The sequence below is a fragment of the Providencia sp. PROV223 genome (assembly GCF_028479245.1).
Lineage (GTDB): Bacteria > Pseudomonadota > Gammaproteobacteria > Enterobacterales > Enterobacteriaceae > Providencia > Providencia rettgeri.
The window spans coordinates 71,894-88,680 of sequence record NZ_JAMPNG010000019.1; the positions used below are offsets into that span (position 1 = coordinate 71,894).

The following is a 16,787-nucleotide window of genomic DNA, read 5'->3' on the forward strand; positions in this document are numbered from 1 at the left end:
AATAGGAATATTATGAGTCTGGATTTTCTTGATTTTGAACAGCCAATCGCGGAATTAGAGGCGAAAATTGATTCTCTAACAGCGGTTAGCCGTCAAGATAACAACTTAGAAGTTAACCTAGATGAAGAGGTTGCTCGTTTACGTGAAAAAAGTGTTGAACTGACACGTAAAATTTTCTCTGATCTTGGGGCTTGGCAAATAGCTAAACTCGCTCGTCACCCACGTCGTCCATATACATTGGATTATATTTCTCGCATTTTTACTGATTTCCAAGAATTAGCAGGGGATCGCGCTTATGCAGATGATAAAGCCATTGTCGGTGGAATGGCGCGTTTGGATGGTCGTCCAGTCATGATTATTGGGCATCAGAAAGGGCGTGAGACAAAAGAAAAAATCCGTCGTAATTTTGGTATGCCAGCCCCAGAAGGTTACCGTAAGGCACTGCGTTTGATGGAACTGGCTGAGCGTTTTAACTTACCTATTATCACCTTTATTGATACTCCAGGTGCTTATCCGGGAGTTGGTGCTGAAGAGCGTGGTCAGTCAGAGGCTATCGCACGTAATTTACGTGAAATGTCACGTTTATCTGTCCCAGTCATTTGTACCGTTATTGGTGAAGGTGGCTCTGGTGGTGCACTTGCTATCGGTGTGGGTGATAAAGTCAATATGCTGCAATACAGCACTTATTCTGTTATTTCACCAGAAGGCTGTGCATCTATTCTATGGAAAAGTGCAGATAAAGCACCATTAGCAGCAGAAGCAATGGGGATTACCGCCCCACGTCTTAAAGAACTGAAATTAATTGATAATGTTATTCCTGAGCCATTAGGCGGTGCACATCGTAATTATGATGAAATTGCAGAACAGCTAAAAGCACGCCTAACCGAGGACTTAGAGGAATTAGAATTATTAGATGCTGAAGCATTGAAAAACCGTCGCTATCAGCGCCTGATGGACTATGGTTATTGTTAATCATTAACAGCTAATCATTAATAAATACGGGAGTTTGCTTTTGCCAGCTCCCGTTTTTATTTTTAAGCTAGTCATTTTTAATGATAACCGAGTGTTTTGATTTAAATTATTCATCTGCTGAAAATAACTATAGATAGGGACTAGGGTGCGACAATATAATTATTTGCTATATGCTTTTACTTGCGTGTTGATATGGAGCTTTATTCCTATTGTCTCTCGTTTTGGGCAAGAAGGCATGGACAGCTTTCAATTCCTGTTCTGGTCGAACGTAATATCTGCGATATCTGTGATTATTGTTGCTTTTGCTTCAGGCTATCGACTGACAAAACTGTTTATTTTGCCAAGAGATATATTAGTCAAAGTCTTTGTTCTTGGCTTTCTTGACTGTTTATTCTATTTGTTGCTGTACTACGGATATTCCATTGAGAATGGTATAGCGGTATTGGTCATTCAATATAGTTGGCCATTAGTTATTATCTTGTTATCAGTAGTATTGCTAAAAGACAAATTAGCTGGAAGACAAATAATTGGTATCATAATCGGTTTTATTGCGGTGATTATTACTTTTACCAAAGGGCAAATTACGCAATTACATGTTGAAAACCCAACAGCGTTATTACTGGTTTTTAGTGGTGCGTTTTGCTTTGCCCTAATGTCAGTTTTCTCCCGTCAATATTCGATTGACCCCTATATTAGTACTGTATGGTTATTTATTTTTTCAACGCTGACTTCTTTTGTCTTATTGATGCTGTTTAGTGAAATGCGATTACCTTCAAAAGCGGCTTTTTGGCCAACGTTGATTAATGGTATTTTAATCAACGGGGTGTCTTACATTTTATGGTTCAAGGCGATGAATACAGGGCACTCGGCGAAAATAGCTTCTGTGGTATTTTTGTCTCCCGTATTATCGGTGCTCTGGTTAGTGTTAATCTTAAATGATGCTTTTGAAATTGCGTATGCAATAGGGGTATTACTGGTAATTATTTCTGGTGTTCTGTGTGTTGGCGCAAAGAGCCAAAGTCAGAAGTTGTGAGAAGGGCGAATAAATGTCACAGCATTCGCAAGTCATTGTTGATAGGGTTCTTAATAAAATAAGCGGTATCGAAAAAATTCTAGTGGGATTCAGTGGTGGTATTGACTCAACAGTTTTATTACATGCACTTTATCTTATTCGAAAGAAACAGCTTCCTCTATTAGAGGTTCGCGCTATTCATATTCATCATGGGTTGAATAGAAAAGCAAATGAATGGGAGCAGCATTGTGCTCAATTGTGTTTACAGTGGGACATTCCTTTCATTTGCCGACACGTAGTGGTTGATTCAAGCCAAAAAGGTATTGAAGCAGCGGCACGAGATGCCCGTTATCAGGCTTACCGAGAAGAATTACAAGAAGGTGAGGTGCTAGTTACGGCTCAACACCTTGATGATCAAGCAGAAACTTTCATGTTAGCGTTAAAGCGTGGTAGTGGGCCAGCAGGGTTGTCTTCAATGCCTGAACAATTAGCGTTTTCAGCATGTTGCGGTTCAACATCGCTGCTACGACCATTACTCTCAACACCCCGTATAGCGCTAGAAGCTTATATGCAAGAGCAGCAATTATCGTGGGTTGAAGACGATAGTAACCAAGATGATCGTTATGATAGAAATTTTTTACGCCTGAATATCATGCCTGTTTTGACTGAGCGTTGGCCGCATTTTTCTAGTGCAGTTGCCCGCAGCGCAGCGTTATGTGCAGAGCAAGAAACATTACTTGATGAGTTATTAAAGGATTCCCTTGATGAAATGATGGATTATCGAGGGGGGCTATTTATTGATGACTTGAAAGCCTGTTCATCAGCAAAACGCAATGCACTTATTCGCCGCTGGATTGGTCTGCATCAGCTACCAATGCCACCATTTAACCAATTGGAACGTATTTGGCAAGAAGTGGCGTTAGCTCGGCAGGATGCGGATCCTATTTGCCGTTTAGGGCAATTCGAAATTCGCCGTTATCAAGGTACGTTGTGGGTTGTTAAGCGCATTAATAGCTTAGCTAATCAACAATTTGAATGGATTTATCCTGAGGCTTTTGAGTTACCTGAATCCTTAGGAATTTTACAAATTATGGAAGGTGAGGGGCAAATACGTCCACCATTTTCACATGAAAATGTGACGGTTCGTTTTGGGCTGCAAGGCACGCTCAATATTGTAGGACGGCATCGTTCCAGAAGCAGTAAGAAGATCTGGCAAGAATTAGGAGTAGCTCCATGGATGAGAGAAAGAGTGCCTCTAATTTATTATAACGACCAGCTCATTACTGCGGTGGGGTGTTTTATTACTCCTGAAGGAATGGCTGATGAAGCGACTCTTGGTATTGCTATTGATTGGCAAAAAGAGAGTGAATTTAAGGTGTTGAGTTAATGAGAAGCCCCTTATGACTGTGATTACCATAAGGGGCCATAGAAGGACTCAAAATAGCGAGTATTAGTGAGAGTGGTCGACAACAATCGTGCCGATTTCTGGATGACTGAAGGAAATTATGCAATCCAATCTTAACTCCTTGGTTCCTTCATGTGTCTCAACAATCAGGTACTCAACTTTTTTTCGTAGGAGTAAATCATTGGCCTGCCCCTCAATATTCACGCCGTCATTAAGTGCTATTTGCAATTTTAGCTGACGTTGGCATGCGATTTCTAGATATTCGTAATCATCACAATTGATAGGTTGATATTCAGTATCTGTAGACATATTCCCTCACCACTGTGTTAGTGGCGGTTATTGCCGCCTTGAACATGTTGTACCAAGCAAAAATGTGCTTAGTACGATAATAGCACAGTAACTTTAATAACTATAATCACAGCACTGGGAAAAAGACAATTCTTATTCACCAAATCAATGCATAACGTATTTTATCAGTAATGTCCGAATTTTCTTATGTTTGCCATATTTTTATTAGATGAAATGCTATGATGTTTATATTGGTTAATAAGTTAAAACACATGGTTTTAAGGGAATTATAATGAAAAAATCACTAATGTTAGTCTTAATGGCGGTTGGAAGCATTACGTTAGCTGGCTGTCAGAGTGCGACAAAAAATATTGATGCAGCACCAGTCGATAAAGTATATACAGGGGTTTTGCCTTGTGCGGATTGCTCTGGTATTGAGGCGACATTGCTAGTTAACCAAGACGGTAGTTATGTAGAACAGCTTGTCTACTTAGGAACTAAAGATGGTGATACTGCTTTCCATGATACTGGTAAATGGAATATAGAAAATAATAAATTACGTGCAACTAATCCTAAAGGTGAGAGCACTTATTTTGCTCAATCAGCAGATGGCCAATCAATGACCTTACTGGATTTAGATGGTAACCCGATTGAAACACAGATGAATTATACATTAGACCAAGTTAAGCCAAGTAAAAAAGTGGGGCAATACCGCTATATGGCAGATGCAGCTGTATTCACAGAGTGCGCTAGTGGTCGTCAATATGCAGCTTCTGGTATCGAATTAGAAAAAGCGTATGGAGAAACGGGTGTAGATGGTGGTACGCCAGTCTACGCTGAAATTGAAGGTTATTATACCATTCGTCCTTCAATGGAAGATGGTCAGTTCGACTCAGCATTAGTACCAACAGGTACAATTAAATTCGACAAATCGGCTTCTTGTAACTAATTCGTATTTTTTCCTTTCTTAAAAGACCCACTTCAGTTGAAGTGGGTCTTTTTCTTTCGGACTCCTAAATTATCGACTAACGCCTCGTATTCTCTATCTTTAATTCATTTCTTATCATTATTTGACATCAGTATAACTTTTTTATTGACGCAAAATATTTATATAAATGTGAAGGTCGTCATAGCTGCTGGTCAATAGGAGACAATTGTTGCTCAGTTTGAATTATCGAAAAGGCTGGGAAGGCAGTATACTCAATTCAACTAGAGATAATTATACTCTTTAGCGTGTAGGGCTGAGTTATATGATAAGTCTATAAGAAAACTTATAAGTCACAGCGGTAATAAAAAATAGAACGAATTAAAGGATAAGGAATGAATAAGAAAAATATTTATCTATTTTGTTCTGCAGGTATGTCTACCTCACTGCTAGTTAACAAAATGAGACAGCAAGCAGAAAAATATGATGTACCTGTCAATATTGAAGCCTTCCCTGAAAGCTTAGCTTCAGAGAAGGGTGTAGATGCGGATGTAATATTGCTGGGCCCGCAAATCGCGTGGATGTTATCGGATATTCAGAAATTATTACCTAATAAGCCAGTTGAAGTTATTGATTCACTTTTATACGGAAAAGTGGATGGGCTTGGTGTACTAAAAGTCGCTGTTGCAATCATAAAACAACAATCGGCAAGCTAGTATCAAAAAGCTATTTACTACCTCTACAACATAATAACTCCATCGACATGAACGCTATTAATACAACGTAATTAGTTAAGAATGGAGCACACTCAAAAAAATTGAGGGTAATTTTATGAGTCTTTTTATCACTTCGCTTGAAAAGGTTCTCCTTCCATTCGCAGTTAGATTGGGAAAGCAACCTCATGTTAATGCAATAAAGAATGGTTTTATTCGAATTATGCCTCTGACATTAGTTGGGGCAATGTTTGTGCTAATTAATAATGTTTTTCTGAGTTTTGATACAGGGTCTTTTTTCTATTCTTTGGGCGTTAGACTAGAACCCTCAACGATAGAAACACTAAATGGCTTTAAAGCCATCGGTGGAAATGTTTATAACGGGACATTGGGGATAATGTCCTTAATGGCACCTTTTTTTATTGCAATGGCACTGGCGGAAGAACGTAAGGTGGATCCTCTAGCGGCTGGTTTGTTAGCCGTTGCATCTTTCATGACAGTAACACCTTATGACGTCAATGGTGCTTATGCTGTTGGTGCTAACTGGCTCGGTGGGGCAAATATCATTTCAGGGATCATTCTAGGGCTAGTCGTTGCTGAAATGTTCACTTTTATTGTTCGCCGTAATTGGGTGATCAGATTACCCGATAGCGTACCTCCATCTGTATCTCGTTCATTTTCTGCACTTATTCCTGGTTTTATTATCTTATCCATTATGGGAATTGTGTCGTGGGCATTAAGCGGTATTAGTAGTAACTTCCATCAAATTATAATGGATACAGTATCAACACCACTTGCTTCTATGGGGAATGTTGTTGGTTGGGCATATGTTGTATTTACGTCTCTACTATGGTTCTTTGGTATTCACGGTTCTCTCGCATTAACCGCATTAGATAGTGGCATAATGACCCCATGGGCATTGGAAAACGTGTCTTTGTATGCTGAATATGGCTCAGTTGACGCTGCGATTGCTGCGGGTAAGTCTTTCCATATGTGGGCAAAACCGATGCTTGATTCCTATGTGTTCTTAGGTGGAACCGGTGCTACATTAGGATTAATTATTGCTATCTTTATTGCATCACGCCGTGCCGATCATCGTCAGGTTGCGAAATTAGCATTACCAGCGGGTATTTTCCAAATTAATGAGCCGATTATTTTTGGTCTACCCATTATTATGAACCCAGTAATGTTTATTCCATTTATTCTTATTCAGCCTTTATTGGCGGGAATAATGGTCGCGGCTTATTATCTAGGGATTATCCCGCCAGTGACGAATATTGCACCATGGACGATGCCTACTGGGCTAGCTGCATTCTTCAATACAAATGGTAGTATTGCCGCTTTATTACTTGCATTATTTAACCTTGGTGTGGCCGTACTCGTTTATCTTCCATTTGTTGTGATTTCTAATAAAGCACAAAACACAATTGATGAAGAAGAAAGTGAAGAAGATATTGCTAACGCACTTAAATTTTAAAATAGGGAGGAGCTTGCTCCTCTCATTAAAATAGAGATAAAAATATGTTTGAGCTTAATGATATCCAAGAAAATGCCACTACGGATGAACTTGAAGAAGTTGTCATGGGACTGATTATTAATGCAGGGCAAGCAAGAAGCTTAGCTTACACCGCATTAAAAAAAGCGAAAGAAGGTGATTTTGTGACCGCAAAAAGTTTAATGGCGCAATCTCATTCCTCGTTGAATGAAGCTCATAAAGTGCAAACTCAGTTAATTGAAAGTGATATGGGGGAAGGGCGAATCAAAGTAAGCCTAGTCCTAGTTCATGCGCAGGATCATTTAATGAACGCAATGTTAGCCCGTGAATTAATTACAGAGTTAATTGAATTACATGAAAAACTAAACCATTAGAGAGAGGGTCATGATGCAGACACTGATGAATAGAACCGACACTAATGCTGAAATTAAACTAGTTCAAGAAAGTGAACTTTTTAATAATAAAACCTTTCATGTCTTTATTTATAATAAAGTTGAGAGTGCAAGTGGACTGCATCAACATGATTATTATGAATATATGATCGTTTTAACGGGGCGTTGTTATCAAATAATTAATGGAAAAAAAGTTTTATTAGAACGAGGAGATTTCATTTTTCTTCCAATAGGGTCTTATCACGAAAGTGCTTATGATTTTGGGCCAACACGAATATTGAATGTGGGTATCAGTAAATCATTTTTTGATAAACATTACTTACCACTATTACCAAGTTGTTTTGTTGCATCACAGGGTTATCAATTGAAAAATGAGTTTATGGCTTATATAGAATCCGTAATCGCATCATTAAATTTTCGTGATAGCGAATTTAATGAATTTATTGAGTTAGTTACATTTAATGTAGTAAATCGATTACGCCATTATCGTGAAAAAAGTATGCGAGATGATGCACCGCAGTGGTTAAAAAGCACATTGGAAGAAATGCATGATATCGCTATGTTTAGTGAGAGAGCTCTACAAAATATGATTTCTATAACGGGAAAATCACAAGAATACTTAACCCGGGCAACAAAAAGATATTATGGCAAAACGCCAATGCAGATTATTAATGATATCAGAATTAACTTTGCTAAAAAGCAACTTGAAATAACTAATTATTCAATTACAGATATTGCTTTTGAATCAGGTTATAGCAGCCCAAGTTTATTTGTAAAAAAATTTAAAGAGCTAACTTCATTAACACCGAGTGATTACAGAAAAAATCTATTTAGCGTTGAACAAAAAATGGTAGGTTAAATTATTATCTAAATAAGCTTTCCATTACTAAAATCTCTAGCATACCCATCTTTATATATAAGGATGGTGTGCTTTTCTATGTCTATTATAAAGGTCCATGAGGTTAATATGACTCGGAAATTAAAAGTTGTTACTATTGGAGGGGGGAGTAGCTACACTCCTGAATTACTGGAAGGTTTTATTAAACGTTACCATGAATTACCTATTACTGAATTATGGTTAGTGGATGTCGAAGAAGGTAAAGAAAAATTAGATATTATCTATAATTTATGCGAACGCATGGTTAAGCATGCCAATATACCTCTAAAGATATTTAAAACACTGGATAGGCGAGAAGCATTAAAAGATGCTGATTTCGTCACGACTCAATTAAGAGTTGGGCAATTAAAAGCGCGTGAATTAGATGAATCGATCCCTTTAAAACATGGTTATTTGGGACAAGAAACTAATGGTGCTGGTGGTTTATTCAAAGGGTTACGAACAATACCTGTGATTTTTGACATTATCAAAGATGTTGAAGAAATTTGCCCGAATGCTTGGATAATTAATTTTACTAACCCTGCTGGTATGGTGACTGAGGCTGTTTATCGGCATACTAATTTCACACGCTTTATTGGTGTTTGTAATATCCCTATCGGTATGAAAATGTTTATTACCGACGTTTTAAAACTATCTGATAGTGATGAATTATCTATCGATTTATTTGGTTTAAACCATATGGTTTTTATCAAAGATGTTATTGTAAATGGCTCATCGAGGTTTAATGAATTATTAGAGGGTATTGCCTCTGGAACGTTAAGTGCCAATTCAGTTAAAAACATTACTGACCTTGCTTTTGACGAAGGTCTAATTCGCGGGTTAAATCTGATCCCATGTTCCTATTTATTGTACTATTTTAAACCTAAGGAAATGCTAGCGATTGAGCTGGGTGAGTATTATAAAGGCGGTGCTAGGGCACAAGTCGTGCAAAAAGTTGAACATCAACTATTTGAACTATATAAAAACCCGACATTAGATGTAAAGCCTAAAGAGCTTGAATTAAGAGGTGGGGCTTATTATTCAGATGCAGCTTGTGAAGTCATCAATGCGATATACAATGATAAGCAAACGGAGCACTATGTTAATATTCCACATCATGGACATATCGATAATATTCCTGAAGACTGGACTGTCGAAATGACATGTATATTAGGTCGTGATGGTGCGAAACCGCACCCACGGGTAAAACATTTTGATGATAAAGTACTTGGTTTAATTTATACCTTAAAAAACTTTGAGATTGCGACTAGCCAAGCTGCAGTAAATGGTCAGTTTAATGATGTTTTATTGGCGATGAATTTAAACCCATTAATTCATTCTGATAACGATGCGCGTTTAATTTCTAAGGAATTACTTATCGCCCATAAAAAATATCTACCCAACTTTGCTAAAGCAATACAACAGCTTGAGCAAGAAGGTTAATTAGCCAGATAGCTTATAGAATTAAGGGAGAGCATATGGCTGTACTACTTATTGTAAATGCTGATGATTTTGGGCTCTGTGAAGCTGTCAATTATGGTATTATTGAATCTCATCGTAATGGGATAGTTCATTCAACTAGTGCGATGATGAATATGCCAGCAATATCCCATGCAGCTAAATTAAGCCAAGAAAATCCGAACTTAGCGGTGGGCATGCATTTTGTTTTAACTGCAGGAAAGCCCTTCTCATCAATGCCTACACTCAGCCGTGATGGAATGTTGGGGAAATGGCTTTGGGATATTGATATTAATGATTTACCATTGATTGAGATTGAACAAGAGCTAAACTTGCAATATCAAAAGTTTATCGAAATTTTTGGTCAAAAACCTAGCCATATTGATAGCCATCATCATGTCCATATGATTGAAGGTATTTTTCCAATTGTAGTTGCTTTCGCCCAAGAGAAGGGAGTTGCATTACGCGTTGATCGTCAATTAGAGAAGAATTGGCCACCATTATCATATCAAGTGGTGAGTACGGACTGTTTTAGTAGCGAATTCTATGGTGATGAAATTTCAGAAACACTGTTTTTGAAGATTATTAATGAAGCTAAGGTACAAGGTAATAGATCTATTGAAGTTATGAGCCATCCTGCTTTTATTGATAATGCACTATTAAAAAGTAACTATGCATATCCACGTTTAAATGAATTGGAAGTTTTAACATCTGAAAACTTAAAATCACAAATTTTGGCACATGGCTTTAAGATTGGTTCGTACCGAGACATCTAAAGAAAAAGCCCAAATTCAAAGTAACCTAAATTTGGGCTTTATTTTCTAGCTTTTAACCTGTTTTATTTACCGAGCTTACCTTTTAGGAAGCTAACAATATTTTCTAAACCAACAAGTTCTTTATCATCACTTCGGCGTGATTTATATTCAATTTGGTTGTTGTCTAAGTTACGGTCACCAATAACGATAGTATATGGAACACCAATCAGCTCCATATCGGCAAACATCACACCAGGGCGCTCTTTACGGTCATCGAAAATCACATCAATACCGTTTGCTTTTAAGTCAGTGTAAAGTTTTTCTGCAACCTCTTTAACACGATAAGATTTGTGCATATTCATTGGTAAAATAGCCACTTGGAACGGAGCAATTGCATCCGGCCAAATAATTCCTCGGTCATCATGGCTTTGTTCAATGGCAGCGGCAACAATACGCGTTACACCAATACCATAACAACCCATGGTGACGATTTGGTTATGGCCATCTTCATTTTGGACTGATGCTTTCATTGCTTCTGAGTATTTAGTGCCTAATTGGAAAATGTGGCCAACTTCGATACCGCGTTTAATTTGTAGTACGCCTTTACCATCAGGGCTTGGGTCGCCTTCAACAACGTTACGTAAATCAAAAGCTTCTGGTAACGCTAAATCACGTTCCCAGTTGATGCCAAAATAGTGTTTGCCATCAATATTTGCGCCAGCACCAAAGTCGCTCATTACTGCAACGCTACGGTCGATAACAATCGGTAGAGGCATATTGACAGGGCCTAAAGAACCTGGGCCTGCATTCACCGCATTTCTGATTTCAGCTTCAGTGGCAAATTCTAATGGGCTAGCCACTAAAGGGTGTTTTTCTGCTTTGATTTCATTTAATTCATGGTCGCCACGAATTAATAAAGCGACTAAAGTGTGCCCTGAATCTTTTTTCGCGTGGACAATCAATGTCTTAACAGTTTTCTCAACAGGTAAATTGAATTGTTCGACAAGCTCTGCAATTGTTTTTGCATTTGGCGTATCAACAAGCCGCATTTCTTCTGTTGGAGCGCCACGAGGTGTTGTTGGTGCTAATGCTTCTGCGAATTCAATGTTAGCAGCATAATCAGATTCGGTAGAGAAAATAACGTCATCTTCACCATTTTTTGCTAATACTTGGAATTCGTGGGATGCGCTACCACCGATAGAGCCTGTATCAGCTTGAACAGCACGAAAATCAAAACCAATCCGCGTGAAAATTTTGCTGTAGGCTTCGTACATTGTATCGTAGGTTTCTTGCAATGATTCTTGGCTAGTGTGGAAAGAGTATGCATCTTTCATGATAAATTCACGTGAACGCATCACACCAAAACGTGGGCGAACTTCATCACGGAATTTGGTTTGAATTTGGAATAAATTCAATGGTAGTTGTTTGTAAGACGTAATTTCGTTACGCACTAAATCGGTGATCACTTCTTCATGGGTTGGGCCGAGAACAAACGGGCGCTCACCACGGTCAACAAAACGCAGCAATTCAGGGCCATACTGTTCCCAACGTCCACTTTCTTGCCATAAATCTGCAGGTTGGACGACGGGTAAAGATACCTCTATAGCGCCTGCATTTTCCATTTCTTCACGAACGATGGTTTCTACTTTTCGCAGAACACGCACACCAGTGGGTAACCAGTCATACAGACCAGAGGCAAGTTTACGGATCATTCCTGCACGCAGCATCAGCTGATGGCTGATAACTTCTGCATCCGCAGGGGTCTCTTTTAGAGTTGAGAGCAGATATTTGCTAGTACGCATTGTATAGGTTCCATTAGAACAACAAGTTATGGCAAACGACTTATTTGCCAAGGTATATAGTGAGCTAGTCTACCAGTGACGAAGACTTGTCAAAAGGGGTTAAGGTGATTTTTCGTATGGTTCAATAGCGAATACTTCAGTCACACCATCAATTACTCGCCAACGAATATTAAAATCTAATAAATGGACTGCATAGTCACGTATTTCAGTAGATTGTTTTTTATATGCAGGGCGAGGGTCTTGCATTAAAACTTGTGAAATAAATTGTTTAATACCCGGGTACTGACTTTGATAAGTATTTAATACAGTTTCTGTATGTGGGGTAAATATAACCGGCATATTATCTGAAGGTGTTTCTTGCGCATACCCTGCAGTTGCAGTAGGTATTGCCTCAGCGAAAGGTAAATAAGGTTTTATATCGATAACTGGGGTGCCATCAACCAAATCAAGACTACCAAGCTCAAGGATCACTTGGTTATTTTTTATTGTTATTCCATGTAATTCAACAAGTGACATACCTATTGGGTTTGGTCTAAATGTTGAACGGGTTGCGAAAACACCCATTTTATCATTGCCTCCTAGTCTTGGAGGACGCACTAGTGGCTTCCAGCCATTTTTCATCGTTTGATGAAAAATGAATAAAACCCAAACGTGGCTAAATTGATTGAGACCTCGGACTGCATTTGGCTCGTTAAATGGAGAATTTAGATGTAAGCGTCCCGCACCTCCCTGAACAAGTCCAGGTTGGCGAGGGATCGCAAACTTTTCTTTATAAGGTGATTCAATGTGCCCAATAACATTAAACTGAAAAGATTGCATAAGATACTTATTCAACAATTTTTAATGCACTGCCTTCGCAAATAGTTGCCTGGTAACAACCTGGGGAGGTCATAGTTTGGCACTGGTGTAAAAGTACTGCATCAGCCGCAATATAGGCAGCCTGTGATAACATACTGTTTTTTGCGGTATTCAAATTTGCCGGAGGGCTTTGAACACTTTCTCGACAAGATTCCCCAGAAACAACACCTAAATCTTTGAAAGGCATCCCTAATAATTCTTCTGGACTATTCATTAATTTAACGTTTGCAGTGTTTGGTTTTGTCTCACTCGGTACAGGTTTAGACAATTTCATACTAGTGAAACCTTTATTTTGCCCTGGACTCGTGTATTGGTTAATTCCACACCCGGCTAACAAAAATGTCACCAAAGTGAGCAATAACAGTCTCATAATTATACCTTTCTTATATTATTCAAAATAATGCCGTTGTTTTATAGTCTATAAATTACAAAAAATACTAGACGGCGTTAAGCCGTCTAGTATTTTAATCGTTTTTTAAATAATAAAAAAGATTACCAGCCTTTAACTGCACCACCATCGAAGACTTCGTTAGCTTTATTTGCCACTTCATCTGATTGATATGCTTGAATAAATTTCTTCACATTTTCGCTATCTTTATTATCTTCACGAGCAACAATAATATTTACGTAAGGAGAATCTTTATCTTCAACAAATAAACCATCTTTTGCTGGGGTTAATTTAGGTGTAGCACTACTCGCCCAAGTAGTATTGATGATCGCTAAGGCAATTTTTTGGTCATCTAAAGCACGAGGTAATTGAGGTGCTTCTAACTCAACAAATTTCAGGTCTTTCGGGTTTTCAACCACATCTAAAACCGTTGGCATTAAACCTGTACCATCTTTTAATTTAATTAAACCTTGTTGTTGTAATAACAGTAATGAACGGCCTAAGTTAGTTGGGTCATTTGGTAACGCAATTTGTGAACCATCTGCAAGTTCATCAACTGACTTAATCTTTTTAGAGTAAGCCGCAATTGGATAAATAAAAGTATTTCCAACAGGGACTAATTTATAGTTACGGTCTTTAATTTGCTGATCAAGATAAGGCTTGTGCTGGAATGCGTTCGCATCGATATCGCCTTTACTTAATGCTTCGTTTGGTAAGACGAAGTCATTAAATGAAACAAGCTCAACATTTAAACCGTATTTTTCTTTAGCTACTTTTTGCGCGACTTCAGCAACTTCTAATTCTTTGCCCATGATCACACCAACTTTAATGCTGTTAGCATCTTTCTCTTTTTCACCACAACCAGTGAGAACGAGTGTGCCTAATAGCGCGCCGACAACTGCGATAGATTTTAATTTAATAGACATTGGTTTACCCCTTTAAAACGGACTTTATAAGCACCTCAACGGCGCCGCTATTTTACTAACTATCGATGTGAAACTTTTTTCATTAAATACTCGCCACCAAACTGAATTAGATTTACTAAAATGACAAGTAGAACAATAACGGTATTCATCACAACAGGGTTATAGGTTTGATAACCATATTGTAGTGCGATTTGGCCTAAACCACCGGCACCAACTGCACCACCCATTGCAGAATATCCGACTAACATAATTAACGTGATAGTGGCTGCATTAATTAAACTTGGCAATGCTTCAGGGATTAAAATCTTACGAATAATCTGAAGTGGAGTTGCCCCCATTGCACGAGCTGATTCAATTAAACCACTTGGAATTTCTAATAACGCATTTTCAACCATACGAGCAATAAATGGTGCGGCCCCAATAGTTAAAGGCACGATAGCTGCTTTTAAACCAATGGTGGTACCAACAAGAAACGACGTTAATGGAATAATCCAAACTAGCAAAATAATAAACGGTACTGAACGGAAAATATTAACAACAACCGCAAGAGCACGATATAAGCCAACATTTTCCATAACTTGATCTTTGCGCGTAATATAGAGCAACACGCCTAAAGGTAAACCTAAAACAAAACCTAAAAAGCCGGAAACAAAGGTCATTGTGATAGTGTCAATTGTGCCGTTAATCAGCAGATAAATCATTCTCTCAGACATAACCCAAAACCTCTACTTTCACGTGGTGCTCTTTCAAAAATGCAATTGTGGACTCAACGCCACCATTGATGCCATGTAGCTCTGCTAGCATCACACCAAATTTCACGCCGCCAGCGTAGTCAATTTGTGAACTTAAAATATTAATATCAATATCAAACTTACGTACTGCCATTGAAATTAAAGGTGCATCAACAGACTGCCCTGTAAATTCGAGCTTAAGTAATGGAGATAGGTCTTGACCTGGTTCTGTTTTCAATCGTTCTTTATAATCATCTGGAATATCAATGACTAATGTTGACTGTATAAATGCTTGAGCGACAGGTGTTTTTGGGTGAGAGAATACTTCGCTCACTTTATCTTGCTCGATTAATTGACCACCACTTATTACAGCAACTTGGTCACAAATACGTTTTACAACATCCATTTCGTGAGTAATTAATAAGATAGTTAGTCCTAATCGGCGGTTAATATCTTTCAACAATTCTAAAATTGAACGAGTTGTCGCCGGGTCTAATGCACTTGTAGCTTCGTCACATAGCAATACTTTAGGGGAATTAGCTAATGCGCGAGCTATAGCTACCCGTTGTTTTTGTCCGCCGGATAAATTCGCAGGATAAGCATCTTTCTTTTCACTTAAACCAACTAAATCTAGTAATTCATTCACACGCTCTTTAATTTTTTCTTTAGGCGTATTATCAAGCTCTAAAGGTAGAGCAACGTTATCAAAAACAGTGCGTGAAGATAACAAGTTAAAATGTTGAAAAATCATGCCAATGCCGCGACGTGCTCTCGTCAAGGTTTTTTCAGTCATCGACGTTAAATCTTGCCCATCAACAATAACTTGGCCTGAAGTTGGGCGCTCAAGCATATTTACGCAACGAATAAGCGTACTTTTACCTGCACCTGAAGCACCAATAACGCCATAGATCTGACCAGCAGGCACATGCAAGCTAATATCAGTAAGTGCTTGAATGTTACGGCTTCCTTGCTGGAAAACTTTATTAATATTTGAGAGCTTTATCATTTATAGTTTCTAACTTTATCTGAATTGTTTTTAGATAGTGTATCTAATAAGGTTGGATGTTAAGGCGTCTAGACGTCTAAGTCAATAAAGATTGTTCTATTTATTCTATTCTCCTTTTATTTCTTTTCATGAGATACTAAAAAAATACTAAATTTTAGGAGCAAACAGGTGAGTAACGGGATCCCAGCAGTCTTTTTAGATAGAGATGGAACAATTAATATCGATCATGGCTATGTGCATAAAATTGATGACTTCGAATTTATCGAAGGGTCAATTGAAGCAATGCTTGAATTAAAAAAGATGGGCTATGCATTAGTTATCGTAACCAACCAGTCAGGTATTGGTCGGGGAATTTATACAGAAGACCAGTTTATGCAACTAACAGAATGGATGGATTGGTCATTAGCAGATCGCGGTATTGACTTAGACGGTATTTATTTTTGCCCCCATCATACTGAAGCTACAGTAGAAGAATATCGCCAAGACTGTAATTGTCGTAAACCAAAACCTGGAATGCTATTAGATGCACAAAACTTTTTAAAGATAGATATGGCTTCATCCATTATGGTCGGTGACAAACTGGCTGATATGTTAGCAGGTAAAGGTGCTAACGTCGGTACGACCGTATTAGTAAAAAGTGGCGAGCCAGTCACAGATGAGGCAATTAATAATGCAGATCTTGTTATTAATAGTATTGCCGAACTGCCAGAAGCACTAAAAAGAATCAAAAAGTAGTCGTTTTGTGTGGTAAATAGGCAGTTAGAAAAAAAATGTAAAAAAACAC

18 protein-coding genes are annotated in these 16,787 nt (G+C 38.2%); 11 read left to right on the forward strand and 7 right to left on the reverse strand.

Annotated features, from left to right (window positions below; all coding sequences use genetic code 11):
• Positions 1 to 12: 12 nt before the first annotated feature.
• From accA to tilS, 3 genes are all read left to right on the forward strand, one after another.
• Positions 13 to 972, forward strand: coding sequence for an acetyl-CoA carboxylase carboxyl transferase subunit alpha (gene accA, locus PR767_RS17790; protein WP_109911808.1), 960 nt, complete (start codon positions 13 to 15; stop codon positions 970 to 972).
• 145 nt (positions 973 to 1,117) lie between these two features.
• Positions 1,118 to 2,005: a DMT family transporter gene (locus PR767_RS17795; protein ID WP_109911809.1), complete on the forward strand. Its 888-nt coding sequence runs from the start codon at positions 1,118 to 1,120 to the stop codon at positions 2,003 to 2,005.
• A gap of 13 nt (positions 2,006 to 2,018) precedes the next feature.
• On the forward strand, positions 2,019 to 3,371 hold the full coding sequence (gene tilS, locus PR767_RS17800; RefSeq protein ID WP_110731774.1) for a tRNA lysidine(34) synthetase TilS: 1,353 nt from the start codon (positions 2,019 to 2,021) through the stop codon (positions 3,369 to 3,371).
• A 63-nt stretch (positions 3,372 to 3,434) separates the two neighbouring features.
• Here tilS and rof read toward each other — a convergent pair whose 3' ends face one another.
• Entirely contained in the window at positions 3,435 to 3,698 is a 264-nt protein-coding gene (gene rof / locus PR767_RS17805; protein ID WP_004908806.1) for a Rho-binding antiterminator, read from the reverse strand.
• Positions 3,699 to 3,969: 271 nt separating this feature from the next.
• Between rof and nlpE the strand changes: the two genes are divergently transcribed.
• The 7 genes from nlpE to chbG all read left to right on the forward strand — a co-directional run bounded on the left by nlpE (position 3,970) and on the right by chbG (position 10,313).
• Positions 3,970 to 4,626: an envelope stress response activation lipoprotein NlpE gene (nlpE, locus tag PR767_RS17810; protein WP_109911812.1), complete on the forward strand. Its 657-nt coding sequence runs from the start codon at positions 3,970 to 3,972 to the stop codon at positions 4,624 to 4,626.
• A gap of 371 nt (positions 4,627 to 4,997) precedes the next feature.
• Complete coding sequence (locus PR767_RS17815) at positions 4,998 to 5,318, forward strand: PTS sugar transporter subunit IIB (protein ID WP_004908810.1); 321 nt, start codon at positions 4,998 to 5,000, stop codon at positions 5,316 to 5,318.
• 115 nt (positions 5,319 to 5,433) lie between these two features.
• Positions 5,434 to 6,792 carry a PTS N,N'-diacetylchitobiose transporter subunit IIC gene (gene chbC, locus PR767_RS17820; RefSeq protein WP_036957985.1) on the forward strand — a complete coding sequence of 453 codons (1,359 nt, stop codon included), beginning with the start codon at positions 5,434 to 5,436 and terminating at the stop codon, positions 6,790 to 6,792.
• A 44-nt stretch (positions 6,793 to 6,836) separates the two neighbouring features.
• Positions 6,837 to 7,184 carry a PTS N,N'-diacetylchitobiose transporter subunit IIA gene (chbA, locus tag PR767_RS17825; protein ID WP_004908815.1) on the forward strand — a complete coding sequence of 116 codons (348 nt, stop codon included), beginning with the start codon at positions 6,837 to 6,839 and terminating at the stop codon, positions 7,182 to 7,184.
• A 10-nt stretch (positions 7,185 to 7,194) separates the two neighbouring features.
• The gene (chbR, locus tag PR767_RS17830; RefSeq protein WP_109911813.1) at positions 7,195 to 8,061 is read left to right on the forward strand and encodes a transcriptional regulator ChbR; all 867 of its coding nucleotides are present in this window, start codon (positions 7,195 to 7,197) and stop codon (positions 8,059 to 8,061) included.
• A 108-nt stretch (positions 8,062 to 8,169) separates the two neighbouring features.
• Positions 8,170 to 9,522 (forward strand): 6-phospho-beta-glucosidase, encoded by a 1,353-nt coding sequence (locus PR767_RS17835; RefSeq protein ID WP_109911821.1) that lies wholly within the window; start codon positions 8,170 to 8,172, stop codon positions 9,520 to 9,522.
• 35 nt (positions 9,523 to 9,557) lie between these two features.
• On the forward strand, positions 9,558 to 10,313 hold the full coding sequence (chbG, locus tag PR767_RS17840) for a chitin disaccharide deacetylase (protein ID WP_109911814.1): 756 nt from the start codon (positions 9,558 to 9,560) through the stop codon (positions 10,311 to 10,313).
• Between the two features lie 62 nt (positions 10,314 to 10,375).
• Here the strand turns inward: chbG and proS are convergent, their stop codons facing one another.
• The 6 genes from proS to metN all read right to left on the reverse strand — a co-directional run bounded on the left by proS (position 10,376) and on the right by metN (position 16,003).
• A complete protein-coding gene (gene proS, locus PR767_RS17845; protein ID WP_004908825.1) occupies positions 10,376 to 12,094 on the reverse strand; it encodes a proline--tRNA ligase in 1,719 nt (572 codons plus the stop codon).
• Between the two features lie 99 nt (positions 12,095 to 12,193).
• Positions 12,194 to 12,913 carry a tRNA (N6-threonylcarbamoyladenosine(37)-N6)-methyltransferase TrmO gene (gene tsaA, locus PR767_RS17850; protein WP_272520703.1) on the reverse strand — a complete coding sequence of 240 codons (720 nt, stop codon included), beginning with the start codon at positions 12,911 to 12,913 and terminating at the stop codon, positions 12,194 to 12,196.
• Between the two features lie 7 nt (positions 12,914 to 12,920).
• Complete coding sequence (gene rcsF, locus PR767_RS17855; RefSeq protein ID WP_004908829.1) at positions 12,921 to 13,322, reverse strand: Rcs stress response system protein RcsF; 402 nt, start codon at positions 13,320 to 13,322, stop codon at positions 12,921 to 12,923.
• Between the two features lie 122 nt (positions 13,323 to 13,444).
• The gene (locus PR767_RS17860) at positions 13,445 to 14,266 is read right to left on the reverse strand and encodes a MetQ/NlpA family lipoprotein (protein WP_004257378.1); all 822 of its coding nucleotides are present in this window, start codon (positions 14,264 to 14,266) and stop codon (positions 13,445 to 13,447) included.
• Between the two features lie 59 nt (positions 14,267 to 14,325).
• Positions 14,326 to 14,979 carry a methionine ABC transporter permease MetI gene (gene metI / locus PR767_RS17865; protein ID WP_004257375.1) on the reverse strand — a complete coding sequence of 218 codons (654 nt, stop codon included), beginning with the start codon at positions 14,977 to 14,979 and terminating at the stop codon, positions 14,326 to 14,328.
• Positions 14,972 to 16,003 carry a methionine ABC transporter ATP-binding protein MetN gene (gene metN, locus PR767_RS17870; protein WP_004915275.1) on the reverse strand — a complete coding sequence of 344 codons (1,032 nt, stop codon included), beginning with the start codon at positions 16,001 to 16,003 and terminating at the stop codon, positions 14,972 to 14,974. Before metN ends, metI begins: the two co-directional genes overlap by 8 nt.
• Positions 16,004 to 16,171: 168 nt before the next feature.
• Between metN and gmhB the strand changes: the two genes are divergently transcribed.
• Entirely contained in the window at positions 16,172 to 16,738 is a 567-nt protein-coding gene (gene gmhB / locus PR767_RS17875) for a D-glycero-beta-D-manno-heptose 1,7-bisphosphate 7-phosphatase (protein ID WP_272520704.1), read from the forward strand.
• Positions 16,739 to 16,787 lie beyond the last annotated feature (49 nt).